Annotated in this window: 14 protein-coding genes; 6 read left to right on the forward strand and 8 right to left on the reverse strand. The window is 60.8% G+C overall.

The window, feature by feature from the left end; translation table 11 throughout:
* Window positions 1-103: 103 nt before the first annotated feature.
* The 5 genes from soxZ to VX159_RS11860 form a co-directional block, all read right to left on the reverse strand.
* Entirely contained in the window at window positions 104-415 is a 312-nt protein-coding gene (gene soxZ, locus VX159_RS11840) for a thiosulfate oxidation carrier complex protein SoxZ (RefSeq protein WP_371323093.1), read from the reverse strand.
* Between the two features lie 149 nt (window positions 416-564).
* Entirely contained in the window at window positions 565-1,032 is a 468-nt protein-coding gene (gene soxY / locus VX159_RS11845; protein WP_371323094.1) for a thiosulfate oxidation carrier protein SoxY, read from the reverse strand.
* Window positions 1,033-1,059: 27 nt separating this feature from the next.
* On the reverse strand, window positions 1,060-2,121 hold the full coding sequence (locus VX159_RS11850) for a c-type cytochrome (protein WP_371323095.1): 1,062 nt from the start codon (window positions 2,119-2,121) through the stop codon (window positions 1,060-1,062).
* On the reverse strand, window positions 2,105-3,451 hold the full coding sequence (gene soxC, locus VX159_RS11855) for a sulfite dehydrogenase (protein WP_371323096.1): 1,347 nt from the start codon (window positions 3,449-3,451) through the stop codon (window positions 2,105-2,107). The genes VX159_RS11850 and soxC overlap by 17 nt, the downstream gene beginning before the upstream one ends.
* A gap of 22 nt (window positions 3,452-3,473) precedes the next feature.
* Entirely contained in the window at window positions 3,474-3,815 is a 342-nt protein-coding gene (locus VX159_RS11860) for an ArsR/SmtB family transcription factor (protein WP_371323097.1), read from the reverse strand.
* 190 nt (window positions 3,816-4,005) lie between these two features.
* On the opposite strand from VX159_RS11860, the gene VX159_RS11865 reads away from it, so the two are divergent.
* From VX159_RS11865 to VX159_RS11875, 3 genes are all read left to right on the forward strand, one after another.
* Complete coding sequence (locus VX159_RS11865) at window positions 4,006-4,317, forward strand: cytochrome c (protein ID WP_371323098.1); 312 nt, start codon at window positions 4,006-4,008, stop codon at window positions 4,315-4,317.
* 11 nt (window positions 4,318-4,328) lie between these two features.
* Complete coding sequence (locus VX159_RS11870; RefSeq protein ID WP_371323099.1) at window positions 4,329-5,606, forward strand: FCSD flavin-binding domain-containing protein; 1,278 nt, start codon at window positions 4,329-4,331, stop codon at window positions 5,604-5,606.
* A 147-nt stretch (window positions 5,607-5,753) separates the two neighbouring features.
* Entirely contained in the window at window positions 5,754-8,915 is a 3,162-nt protein-coding gene (locus tag VX159_RS11875; RefSeq protein ID WP_371323100.1) for an ATP-binding protein, read from the forward strand.
* 63 nt (window positions 8,916-8,978) lie between these two features.
* On the opposite strand, the gene VX159_RS11880 is transcribed toward VX159_RS11875, so the two are convergent.
* The 3 genes from VX159_RS11880 to coaBC form a co-directional block, all read right to left on the reverse strand.
* Complete coding sequence (locus VX159_RS11880; protein ID WP_371323101.1) at window positions 8,979-9,584, reverse strand: cytochrome c; 606 nt, start codon at window positions 9,582-9,584, stop codon at window positions 8,979-8,981.
* An 88-nt stretch (window positions 9,585-9,672) separates the two neighbouring features.
* Window positions 9,673-10,122: a dUTP diphosphatase gene (gene dut / locus VX159_RS11885; protein ID WP_371323102.1), complete on the reverse strand. Its 450-nt coding sequence runs from the start codon at window positions 10,120-10,122 to the stop codon at window positions 9,673-9,675.
* Between the two features lie 91 nt (window positions 10,123-10,213).
* On the reverse strand, window positions 10,214-11,398 hold the full coding sequence (gene coaBC / locus VX159_RS11890; protein ID WP_371323103.1) for a bifunctional phosphopantothenoylcysteine decarboxylase/phosphopantothenate--cysteine ligase CoaBC: 1,185 nt from the start codon (window positions 11,396-11,398) through the stop codon (window positions 10,214-10,216).
* A 57-nt stretch (window positions 11,399-11,455) separates the two neighbouring features.
* Here coaBC and radC point away from each other — a divergent pair, with 57 nt between their 5' ends.
* From radC to rpmG, 3 genes are all read left to right on the forward strand, one after another.
* On the forward strand, window positions 11,456-12,139 hold the full coding sequence (gene radC, locus VX159_RS11895) for a DNA repair protein RadC (protein WP_371323104.1): 684 nt from the start codon (window positions 11,456-11,458) through the stop codon (window positions 12,137-12,139).
* A 103-nt stretch (window positions 12,140-12,242) separates the two neighbouring features.
* Window positions 12,243-12,476 (forward strand): 50S ribosomal protein L28, encoded by a 234-nt coding sequence (gene rpmB / locus VX159_RS11900; protein WP_290894891.1) that lies wholly within the window; start codon window positions 12,243-12,245, stop codon window positions 12,474-12,476.
* Window positions 12,477-12,493: 17 nt separating this feature from the next.
* Window positions 12,494-12,664: a 50S ribosomal protein L33 gene (gene rpmG / locus VX159_RS11905; protein ID WP_028994601.1), complete on the forward strand. Its 171-nt coding sequence runs from the start codon at window positions 12,494-12,496 to the stop codon at window positions 12,662-12,664.
* Window positions 12,665-12,729 lie beyond the last annotated feature (65 nt).

Genomic DNA, 12,729 nt, shown 5'->3' on the forward strand with positions numbered 1-12,729 from the left:
CGCGCGAATCCCGGCTTGCAGCGGCACGTCAGCCCGGCCGCCGGGCAGATTTACGGTCAACCGTCTCAAACCCGGATTTTCAGGTTTGGCCGGCGATCGTTGATCAGCCGATGGTGGCTTCGTCGGTGCGTGAATCGCCCTTGTTGTCCTTCCAGGCGACGCTGACCTTGTCGCCCTTGGCCCCGCCTTTGAAGCGGAAGGCCAGATAGGGATTCTTCGACACGGCGGTCCCGAGTTCCCCCTGCAGCACCACCTTGTCGCCATGCTTGGCGGTCAGTTCGGTGATGAACCAGGCCGGAATCAACGCCCCGGCGGCGTCCTTGCGCTGGCCGGTTTCCATTTCGTGGCTGATCAGTACCTTGACCTCGGTCACACCATCCTTGACGGCGGCGCGGATTTTCATCGGATTGCCCATGTTGCTATCTCCTAAACTCAGTAAGTGTGAAAACGGGAATAAAGGCATCGCGGACCACGGCCCAACCAGGCGCATCGGTGAAGTAGTGCGATCCGCACGACAGCCAGATGCAACGCGGTTCCGGTACGCGCAGTCGCCTTGCCCCCGTTTTAGCCGCCGCAGCCGCCCAGGGTGACCTTGATTTCCTTGGTCGCCATGTAGAACTTGCCGTCGGCCTTGACCAGGGCATAGACATTCGAGGTCTGGCCCATCTTGACGCGAGTCTGGACGTTGCACTCCGTGCCTTCCGGCAGGTTGAAGGTACAGGCCAGCGCGTTCGGGTTCTTTTCGATCAGTACCGCGACCATGCTCACGTTAGCCAGCGACGAGGTCACGCCGACCGGAACCACGGCGCCGTTTTCGGCGATGTCCGGACCGTTGACCTGTACATCCTTGCTGTCGACCGAGGCGCTGACACCGAGGGCCTTCAGCGTATCGGCCATGCTCTTGGCGTCAAACGCAGCCTTGTTCCAGTCGGCCAGCGCCAGCTCCGGCTTGATCAGACCGGCTGCAGCCAGGACGCCCAGCAACGCGGCGCCGGAACTGCCCTTGAGTAGATTACGACGTTGATTGTTCATGACAACTCCTGTGAGGTAGGTGATGCGTTACTTGGCGCCGGACAAGATCCACTTGACCAGCTGCGAAATTTCCTCGTCCTTGAGGTGGGCGTTCGGCGGCATCGGCACGCTGCCCCAGACCCCCTGGCCACCGTTCTTGACCTTGGCGGAGAGGCGGCTCTCGGCATCGGCCTGATCCTTGTAGCGGGCAACGACTTCGTTGTAGCCCGGGCCGACAATCTTGTGCGCCACACCGTGACAGGCCATGCAGCCGTTCTTGCTGGCCAGTTCGAGCGCCGGATTGGCGGCGGCCGCCGGTTTGGCAGCGGCCGACCCGAGGGTACGGGTACCGCGCACCGGACCGAAGCTGCGATTCTGATCGGCCAGTTCGCCGTGCGCGGTCTTGGCATAGTCGGGCAAGGTCGAACTGACCTTGGCTTCCGGCTTGCAGTTCTTCATGCAGGCGCTGTTCTTCACATCGGGAATGCCACCGTTACCGATCTCCCCCTTCTTCGCCGCCGGCCCCGGCCACATGCCGTGGTCGGTCGTCATCCCGTAGCGATTCGGCATCAGCTTCTGGACCTCGGCGATGTTCTGGTCCGACAGGGTGAAATCGGCAGGGACAATCTCGGCCAGGTTCAGGAAGTAAGCGAGGATGGCGTAGACATCGTCCGGCTTGAGCGATTTGGGCGCAGTCCAGGGCATGGCGCGGTAGATGTAATCCCAGACCGTCGAGATCGTCGCGACCTTGGTGAAGGTAGTGCGCTGCGGAATGTCGCCCTTGACGAAGCCGCCGACGCGGCCATTCTTGACATCCTCCTTGGTGGTGCCGCCGACCAGTGGGGTAAACACCTCGTTCGACTCACCGAAGGAACCATGGCAGGAAGCGCATTTATCCTCGAACAACTCCTGCCCCCGGTCGACATTGCCGGACCCCTTGGGCAAACCCTTGAAGTCGGGCCGCACGTCGATATCCCAGGCCTTGACCTCGGCCGGGGTGGCCTGGCGGCCTATCCCCTGATAGCGATCAAAGGCGCTGACCACGGTCGACAGGCTCGTAGCCGAAAAACCGAGCGCCAGGCAGAGCAAGGTTTTAGAGAACCTGGACATTGGTCACCTCCCCGTTTTCGACGACCTTCCAGGTCTGGATTGCATTGTTGTGATAGATCGACTTGGTCCCCCGAACCTGCCGCAGCTGGCCGTAGCCGGGCTGGACGTAGCCGGTTTCGTCAATCGCCCGCGATTGCAGCAGGGCAGGCTTGCCGTCCCAGACCCAGTCGATATTGAAACGGGTCAGCGCCTTACTCAGTTGCGGTCCTTCGAGGCGGGCCGTCCGCCAGTTGATGCCGCCATCAACCGAGACATCGACTTGCTTGATCTTGCCGCGCCCCGACCAGGCGAGACCGGAAATGTTATAGAACCCGGGCGTCAGCAGGGTCTGGCCACCGGACGGCGTGGTAATCACCGACTTGCATTCCTGGATCGAGGTGTACTGGCGGTGCAGACCGTTCGGCATCAGGTCGATGTAGTGCACGGCTTCGTCCTTGGTCGCATAAGGCTGGTCACCGACTTCGATGCGGCGCAGCCACTTGACCCAGGACACGCCCTGAACGCCCGGGACCACCAGACGCAGCGGGTAGCCGTTCTCGGGACGCAGCATTTCGCCATTCATCCCGTAGGCGACGAAAACTTCGCCGCTCTCGACCATTTCCATCGGAATCGTGCGCGTCATCGACGAGCCATCGGCACCTTCGGCCAGCACGTAGCGGGCCTTCTTGTAATCGACGCCGCAATCCTCAAGCAACAGCTTGAGCGGCACGCCAGTGAACTCGGAACAGGAAAGCATCCCGTGCGTGTACTGCACCGTCGGCACGGCCACATTGCCCCATTCCAGTCCGGTGTTGGCACCGCATTCGATGAAGTGAATGCGCGACACCGAGGGCAAGCGCATCAGTTCGTCCATGGTGTAGACCTTGGGCTTTTTCAGGAATGCCGGGTCGGAGCCATTGATCATCAGGCGATGCCGGGCCGGGTCGATATCGTGCCAACCTTGGTGGTGACGCTCGAAATGCAGGCCCGACGGGGTGATGATCCCGAACAGGCCCTGCAACGGGCAGAACGACACTGACGCCCCGCCAACCCGGGTCAGGCCCGGCGATTCGCGGCGCTGCAACTGGCTTTCATACTTCGAAGGCTGACCATACGGACGGGTGGCCACCGGTTGCCCGAGCGTGGTGCTCCACTCCGGCAACTCCAGAATCGCCGGATCACCCTCGCTGGCTCGTGCCGCCAGCGGCGCGGTCAGACTTGCCCCTGCCGCCAGCAGACTGCGGCGAAGGAAATCGCGGCGCCCGGCCCCGACTGCCCTGACCTGCTCCTCCGACAGGAAGTTTTCCGGCGCCGGCCGCAGCCGCCCCGGTTGTTGCTTGTAATCCACCATCGAATGGCTCCCCTCTGCGTGTTTAGAGTTCTTTGGCTGACAATCTGCCGATCACACCCATTTGCTCCCCCAGGTCGCGGCTGGCGACGGTAATGCTCACGGTGCGGCAAATATCGACGAAATTCGGATCGGTAACCCGGTAATAGACCGTGCTTCCCTCGCGCCGGCGCCCAACCACTCCTGCCCGGTACAGGATATTGAGATGGCGCGAGATATTGGCCTGGGTCAGCCCGATATGCTCGACCACCTCATGCACCGGACGCTCCTCGGCGCACAGGCAGGAAAGGATGCGCAGGCGGGTCGGATCGGCGAGCAAGCCGAAGTAATGCGCCACCTGTTCAAAGACTCGTACGGTTTCGTCCATGATCCATTTTGATTTCAGTCAAGAATTACTGTATAACTATGCAATTATATAGTCAACCACTGATAGTTCAGTCTCAACGGATGCTTTTTTTGGCGAAGCCCGCTAACCTTCGAGCCTTGCCGGAAGCCTGGTCGCACCCGTCAGGTTGATCGTCCGAGGCATAACAACACCACTCAGAGGAGATGTCCCGATGAAGTTGCATACCACCGTCGCTGCACTCTGCCTGTTCGCTGTCGGCACAGCCGCACAGGCCACCGACCCGAATCTGGGCCGCAACCTGGCCGCCACTTGTGCCAACTGCCACGGCACCAACGGCAAGGCCCTGGCGGCTCCCGGCTCTGGCCTGGAACCACTGGCTGGCGTGCCCAAGGCCACCACGCTGCAAAAGCTGACCGACTTCCGCAACGGCGACAAGCCGGCGTCGATCATGCACCAGATTGCCAAAGGCTATACCGATGCGCAGCTTGAGCTGATCGCCGCCTACTTTGCCGCTCAAAAATAAGGGAGACGAACATGATGCTGATGAAACGACGTGATTTCCTCAAGGCCGGTGCGGCCGCCACCGCCATGGCCGGTCTGTACGGCTGCGCCGGTGCCGGCAAGAGCGGCGGCCACGTGGTCGTGGTCGGTGGCGGCTATGGCGGAGCAACGGTGGCCAAGTACCTTCGGATGTGGAGCGAAGGCGCGGTCCAAGTCACGCTGATCGAACGCAACCCAAGCTTTATCTCCTGCCCGATTTCCAATCTGGTGATCGGCGGCACCAAGACGATGGCCGACATTACCGTCAGCTACGACAACCTGAAGAGCAAATGGGGCGTGCGCGTGCTGCAGGATGAGGTACTCACGGTCGACGCCGCCAAACGCACGATTTCGCTGCAAGCCGGCGGCACCCTGAGCTACGACCGGCTGGTACTGTCGCCGGGGATCGATTTCATGTGGGACGAAATCCCCGGACTCAAGCCGGCGGAAGCGCAAAACCAGATCCTGCATGCGTGGAAAGCCGGCCCGCAAACCATCGCGCTGCGCAAGCAACTGGAAGAAATGAAGGACGGCGGGGTCTATGCGTTGGCCGTACCCAAGGCACCTTACCGCTGCCCACCCGGCCCTTACGAGCGGGCCTGCCTGGTCGCCGACTATTTCAAGAAGCACAAGCCGAAATCCAAGGTCGTGATTCTCGATGCCAACGAAGACGTGATGTCCAAGCCAGCGCTCTTCAAGAAAGCCTGGAACGACCTGTACAAGGGCATCATCGACTATCGCAACAATAGCGAAGTCAAGGATGTCGAGGTCGCCAGCAAGACGGCAGTGCTCGAATTCGACAAGTTCCAGGCCGACGTGCTCAATATCGTGCCGCCGCACCGCGCCGGGCAGATCGCGGCCCAGGCCGGACTCAAGCTGATCAACAACCGCTGGGTCGACATCGACTGGCTGACCATGGAATCGACCAACACCCCGGGCGTCCATGTCATCGGCGATGCGATTTTCCCGGCGCCGACCATGCCCAAGTCCGGCCACATGGCCAACCAGCATGCCAAGGTAGCCGCCGCAGCGATCATTAACCTGCTCGCCGGCGAGGCCCCGAACCCGAGCCCGGTGGTGATGAACACCTGCTACAGCTTTGTCGATGCCAAAAACGTGATCCACGTCGCCTCGGTGCACCAGTACGACAGCGCCACCAAGACCGTGCAACCGGTCAAGGGCGCCGGCGGCGTCTCGGCCGCGCGCAACGAGCTCGAAGGCAAGGTGGCGCTGGGCTGGGCCAAGAATATCTGGGCCGACATGCTCGCCTGAACCCCGCCTGAAACTGCGGAAGCCGCCCCCGGGCGGCTTTTTTCATACCCTGTCGAACCGCAGCAAGTTTACACAGGGCTCCATACGGGGGATGGCGGCTCGGGCATATGACGATAAAATCGTTGTTTTTCGACTCTCGCCATCACCATGCCTTCGACCTTGCGCCTGCGTCGCCCGCACACCCTGCGCTCCCGGCTGATGCTGGCACTGGCTCCGATCATCGGCCTGATCATCCTCGGCGGCGGCTACCTGCTGGCACTTAGCAGCAAGGACGCACTGCTGCAAGAGAAACAGCGACACCTGCTGGGAATCACCCGAATGCTGCTGAGCGAATTACAGCGGCAAGGCGGTTATGAGCTGATCGAAACCCAGGCTGACAGCCGTAAACAGCCAGGCACGGAGCGCGTCCGGATTCTCAACACCCAGTTGAGCGAGGCAACCGACCGGATTGCCGGGGCCTTTCCCGGTGTCGGCCTCGGTTTCTATCACCGCGAACTTGATGCGATCATCACCTACAGCCCAAGCCGTGAATTCCGCGACAAAGTCGGCGTCCGGATCGCGTCCGATCACCCGGGCCGGGAGGTCATGACCCGGGGCGTCGCCATGGTCAGCAGCGGCCTGCAGGTACGCGGCGAAATCATGAATGCCATGACTCCGATCATTGCCGACGGGCGGGTCATGGGCTACATCTGGGCCAACGAATTGCTGGCCGACATTGACCGGCAGGTCAGTGAAATGCAGCGCAGCATTTTGGCTTACGCCTCGCTGGCACTACTGCTGACCCTGCTCGCCGTCTATCTGGTCGTACGCCGCCTGACCCGCGATGTGGCAACGATCAAGGAAGGCCTGGAGCGGATGTCGCAGGACCTTGAGCAACGAATCCCTCCCCTGCGCGGCGAATCCGGTGAAGTTGCAACCGCCATCAACAGTCTGGCAGCTTCGCTGGCCAGTTCGCGGGAACGTGAAATCGGTGCCGTCCAGAAAGCCCTGGAGCATAGCGAGGAAACCCTGAAAACCGCGATCGATGCAATTGACGCTGCCTTTGTCCTGTTCGACGCTGAAGACCGGCTGCTCTACTGCAACCAGAAATACCGCGAGTTGTTCCCCCTGATCGCCAGCAGCCTGCACCGTGGCAACACCTATCCGCAAATGCTGCGCGCCGGGGTCTATGGGGGTGTTTTCCCGCAAGCCACTGGCTGCGAAGAAGCCTGGATTGAATTGCGCATGGCCGAACACCTGGACGGGAACCGGATTCGCGAAGAACAGATCGACAATGGCCGTTGGTTGCGCTTCATCGACCGCAGGACCGGGAGCGGGCTGTTTGTCGGGCTACGCATCGACATCACCGACCTGCAACTGGCCAAGGAAGCTGCCGAAGCGGCAAGCCGGACTAAAAACCAGTTCCTGGCAACAATGAGCCATGAAATCAGAACCCCGATGAACGGTGTCCTGGGAATGACCGAATTGCTGCTAACTACCCGCCTCGACGCCGAGCAGCGCGAATTCGCCGAAACCGCAGCGCACAGTGCTCGCGCGCTACTGGGCCTGATCAATGACATTCTCGACTTCTCGAAAATCGAGGCTGGTCGCCTGGAGGTCGAGAACATCCCCTGCAATCTGATTGAAATCGCCGAGGAAATCGTCGAACTGCTCAATCTCCCGGCTGAGGAAAAAGGCATTGAACTGCTGGCGGATCTGGCCCCCGAATTGCCAGCGCAAATCCTCGGCGACCCCGGACGCCTGCGCCAGATCCTGCTCAATCTGCTCGGCAACGCCGTCAAATTCACGCAACAAGGCCAGGTTGTGCTGCGCATCACAGTCCTGCCGGACACCCCACCGCGCCTGCGTTGCGAAATCAGCGACACCGGCATCGGTATCGCCGCAGATGTCCAGGCTCGACTATTCCAGCCTTTCACCCAGGCCGACAGTTCGACCACCCGGGAATTTGGAGGCACCGGACTGGGCTTGTCGATTGCCCGTCGCCTGGTTGAACTGATGCAGGGCGAGATCGGGGTGACCAGCCAACCCGGACAAGGCGCCAGCTTCTGGGTGGAGTTACCGCTGCAAATCCCGCCCGGCACCACCACCGTTTCCACGGTCAACCTCGCACAACAGCGTTTTTTCCTGCTTGAACAAAACGCCGCCGTTGCCGCCATGATTGCCGCGCATATCCGCCATGCCGGTGGGGAGCCCATCCTGCTCGACCAACTCGCCGACTGGCCTGCCGTTCTCGCGGCCCACCCGGCCCCCAGCGCGCTGCTGCTCGACTCTCGCCTCTTGCCGGGCAACCTCGCCGCATTACCGCCAGGGCTACCCTGTCTGCTGCTCACCCGCGCCGGCGAACGCTCGACATGGGAGCGCTACCGGGCAGCCGGTTTTGCCGAATGCCTGCATCGCCCACTGCGTGCAGGCGCCCTGCTCGCGGCACTAGCCCGGCTTGGCAGGCAAGCCGGCACCACCGGCACGCTCCCGGTAGCGGCTCCGGCTGAGCCCGAGTTACCCCGGCAAGATACCCGTCTGCTGCTGGTTGAAGACAATCCGGTCAACCAGAAAGTTGCCCTCGCACTACTCCACCGCCTCGGCTATTCGGCCGATGTTGCCGAAAACGGTGAGCAGGCACTGAACTGCCTGGCCCAACAAACCTATGGTCTGGTTCTCATGGATTGCCGCATGCCGGTCATGGATGGCTATGCGGCCACCCGCGCGATTCGCAACCAGTCCCGCCAAACCCGGCAGCCACAAATTCCGATCATCGCAATGACGGCCAATGCCATGGAAGGCGACCGGGAAGCCGCACTGGCCGCAGGCATGAACGATTATCTGAGCAAACCGGTCAATCCGCCCTTGCTTGCAGCCACCCTGCAGCGCTGGCTACAACCCCAGGACGCGCCAGTGCCGGCGGCGACCACAGCACTCCCGGGCAACCCGCAGGCAGCAGCAAGCCTGTTTTCACCCGCCCGCGTCATGGAACAATTGGGTGGCGACCTGGCGATTGCCCGCGATATTCTTGCCGAAATCCCTAGCGCGATCAGAGACGAACTCCAGCGCTGCCAGACCGCCTTGCGCCACGAAAGCCCTATCGGAGAAACCGCGATCCGCGCCGCTCATACCTTGAAGGGACTCTGCGCCCAAGCAGGCAGCAGCCACCTGCAACAACAGGCAGAAATACTGGAAGCACAACTGCGCGAGGGCAAAATCAATGCCAGCGAACAGCTGCTGCATACCCTCGACGATGCGCTGGACGAACTTCAAAAAGCCATCGAATGCTGGCTCGCGGGAACTGAAACCATCATCGCCAGCGAATCCTGAACAGCACGCACTGGCACAAAAAAGCCGGGCGGCAACCCGGCTTCAGGCTCGATTCGGCGTAGCTCAGTCAAGGGTTGCGATGTACTCGGCCACCGCATGCGCCTCAAGTTCCGAGAGTTTCGAAGCGATGGTATGCATGATCGCATTATCGTTAGTCCGCTCCCGCTTGTTGAACTGCTTCAGCTGATCCTCGATATAACGCGGATGCTGGCCTGCGAGCCGCGGCAGGTGCGGCGTCCCCAACCCACGCTCACCATGGCAACTGGCACAGGAAGGAACGCCGGAAAAAGAGTTGCCACGGTTGAATACGAACTTGCCGACCCCGAGCAATTCCTGATCGGAGGCACGCCGTGCCTTACCCGGCTTGTTGGCAAAGAAAGCACCAAGCGCCTTCATTTCTTCGGGATTGAGCTCCTCGGCCTGCGGCTTCATCGTATCGCTCTTGCGCTTGCCCGACTTGAAATCGGCCAGCTGCTTGGCGATGTATTCGGAGTGTTGCCCCGCCAGCCTGGGAAACACCGGACTTGCGGACTCTCCCTCCATCCCGTGGCAAAGGAAGCAACGCCCGGAAACAATCTCTTCCGCACGCGCCAGATCAGCGGCAGCAACTGGCAGGCTGACGGTCAGCGCAGCAGCGACAACAGCAAAACGGTGTGACCAATACGACATCCCCCGACCCCCAATAAAAGAAAATAATTAAATCGTAATTTGCTTACGCCGCGCTTTCAAGTCTGCTGCCAGAAATACCCCCGTCCGATCAATGCTTGCCGGTACTGCCAAAGCCACCTTCACCGCGCTCCGACTCAGGGAATTCATCAACTACGTTAAACCCCACCTGCAACACCGGAACCACTACCAATTGGGCAATCCTCTCCAGCGGGTTGAGAACAAAATCGGCCTGACCACGATTCCACAGCGAAACCATCAGTTCGCCTTGATAATCGCTGTCGATCAGCCCGACCAGATTACCCAGCACGATCCCGTGCTTGTGTCCCAACCCCGAACGCGGCAGGATCATCGCTGCCAGCCCCGGGTCGGCGAGATGGATCGCCATCCCGGTACGAACCAGCGTGGTCTCGCCTGGAGCCAGCGTTAGCGGCGCCTCCAGACAAGCGCGCAGGTCGAGACCGGCAGAGCCCGGAGTGGCATACTGCGGCGGCTGGTTATTAAGGCGTGAATCAAGAATTTTGACGTCGATACGGTGCATGGTTGTCCTGCAAAAATCAGTTTAAAAATCGGAGCATCCGGTCATCAGGGTGGCCGCAAGCCACCGCCTGCAGTACCCACCCGCCAGGGCGTCAAGGCAACAGGCGCGCCACATGCTCGAGCAATTGCCGCGCCAGTGCTAACTTGGATGCCGGCGGCAAAGGGTGCGCGCCATTCGCATCGAACAGAACCAGGCGATTGTCGTCGCCACCGAAACCGTCCTGAATCAAATTGCCAGCAATCAACGGAATCTTCTTCTTGGCGCGTTTTTTCTGGGCGTAGTCCTCAAGATTCTGGCTCTCGGCGGCAAAGCCGACACAAAACGGGGGGGCCGGCAAAGCCGCCACCTCGGCCAAAATATCGGGGTTCTCGACCAGGCGGATCGGCGGCACACCGCCCTGGTCCTTTTTCAGCTTGTGCTCGGCGACTTCGGCAACCCGATAGTCGGCCACTGCCGCCACCGCAATGAATACATCGGCCGCAGCGGCCCGAGCCATCACAGCGGCATGCATTTCGAGGGCACTGCGCACATTGACACGGTCAACCCCGGCCGGAGCCTGAAAAGCCACCGGCCCGGAGACCAGGGTCACCTCGGCCCCGGCAGCCCGGGCCGCGCTGGCCAGTGCGTAACCCATGCGCCCGGACGACAGGTTGGTGATCCCGCGCACGGCATCAATGGCCTCAAAGGTTGGACCCGCAGTCATCAGCACCTTCCTGCCGGCAAGAATCTTCGGCGTGAAGAAGACCCGGATTTCTTCGAGAATTTCTTCCGGCTCCAGCATTCTGCCAGCCCCCACCTCACCGCAAGCCTGTTCGCCGCAAGCCGGCCCGAGCAAGCCAATTCCATCATCCTGCAACTGCCGGACATTGCGCTGGGTCGCCGGATTTTCCCACATTTGCCGATTCATCGCCGGCGCCAGCAAGAGCGGACAATCGCGGGCCAAAACCATGGTCGCGAGCAGATCGTTGGCCATTCCGTGGGCAATCCGGGCGAGAAAATCAGCTGAAGCAGGTGCCACGACGATCAGGTCTGCCTGCCGTGAGAGATCGATATGTGCCATTGCATTCGGCATCCGGGCATCCCATTGATCAACATACACCGGCTGGCCGGACAAGCCCTGAAAAGTTGTCGGCGTCACGAAATGCGTTGCCGCCTCGGTCATCGCCACGCGCACGCTGGCCCCCGCCTTCCTGAGCAGACGCACCAGTTCCGCCGCCTTGTACGCGGCGATCCCGCCGGTCACGCCAATAACAATGCTTTTGTCATGCAAATCCATGCTCAAACCGCTAGAATGCAAAAGCACGAATTCTACTGGAAAGACCGGAGAAACCCTTTGGCAATCAGTGACTGGCCAACTGCCGAACGCCCACGCGAGCGTCTCCTCTCCCAAGGTGCTGCCGCCCTCTCCGACGCCGAACTGCTGGCAATCTATCTGCGCGTCGGCGTCCGCGGCAAAAGCGCGGTCGACCTCGCCCGGGAACTGCTGCAGCGCTTCGATGGCAACCTGGCCGCGCTGGCAAGCGCCTCACTGCCGCAATTGGCGGCAACCCCCGGCATTGGCCAAGCCAAAGCCGCACAACTCAAAGCCAGCTTTGAACTGGCCCGCCGTGCTCTCAGCCAAGAAATGGAGCAACGTGACAACCTCACCTCACCCGACAAGGTTCGCGACTGGCTACGCCTGCAACTCGCCCACCGTTCCCGCGAAGTCTTCCTGGCGCTGTGGCTGGATGCGCAAAACCGCCTGATCAGCAGCGAAGAACTGTTTACCGGCAGCCTGACGCAAACCTCGGTGTACCCGCGCGAAGTGCTTAAATCGGCATTGACCCATAACGCTGCTGCTGTCATTCTCGCCCACAATCACCCCTCCGGCGTTGCCGAGCCTTCGAATGCTGACGAGCTGCTGACCCGCAGCCTGCGCCAGGCTCTGGCCCTGATCGATGTCCGCCTGCTCGACCATTTCATCGTTGCCGGTAACCAAGCCCCCCTTTCCTTTGCCGAACGCGGACTCCTGGCATGAGCCATGCGTACTGAACGAGGTTTAATCCAAATAGAACTTGCACTAACCAGCAAAATACGGATAAAATCCCGGGCTTTCTCTTAGCGAATTCTGGAGCACCATCATGGCGCGAGTCTGCCAAGTCACGGGTAAAGCCCCGATGGTTGGGAACAACGTTTCCCACGCCAACAACAAAACGAAGCGCCGCTTCCTGCCGAACCTGCAGTACCGTCGTTTCTGGGTCGAAAGCGAAAACCGCTTTGTCCGCCTGCGCGTTTCCAACGCCGGCCTGCGCATCATCGACAAGAACGGCATTGATTCCGTTCTGGCCGATCTGCGTGCCCGTGGCGAAATCTAATCAAGAGGGACTGAAAAATGGCTAGCAAAGGCGGTCGCGAAAAGATCAAGCTGGAATCCACTGCGGGTACCGGTCACTTCTATACCACCTCCAAGAACAAGCGTACGACGCCTGAAAAACTGGAGTTCATGAAGTACGACCCGAAGGCACGCAAGCACGTGGCTTACAAGGAAGTTAAGCTGAAGTAATTCAGCCCTAGCTTCTCCAGCTTTCGACAAACCCGCCTTCTCGGCGGGTTTTGTTTTTTTGCCCT

The sequence above is a fragment of the Dechloromonas sp. ZY10 genome (assembly GCF_041378895.1).
Taxonomy (GTDB): domain Bacteria; phylum Pseudomonadota; class Gammaproteobacteria; order Burkholderiales; family Rhodocyclaceae; genus Azonexus; species Azonexus aquae.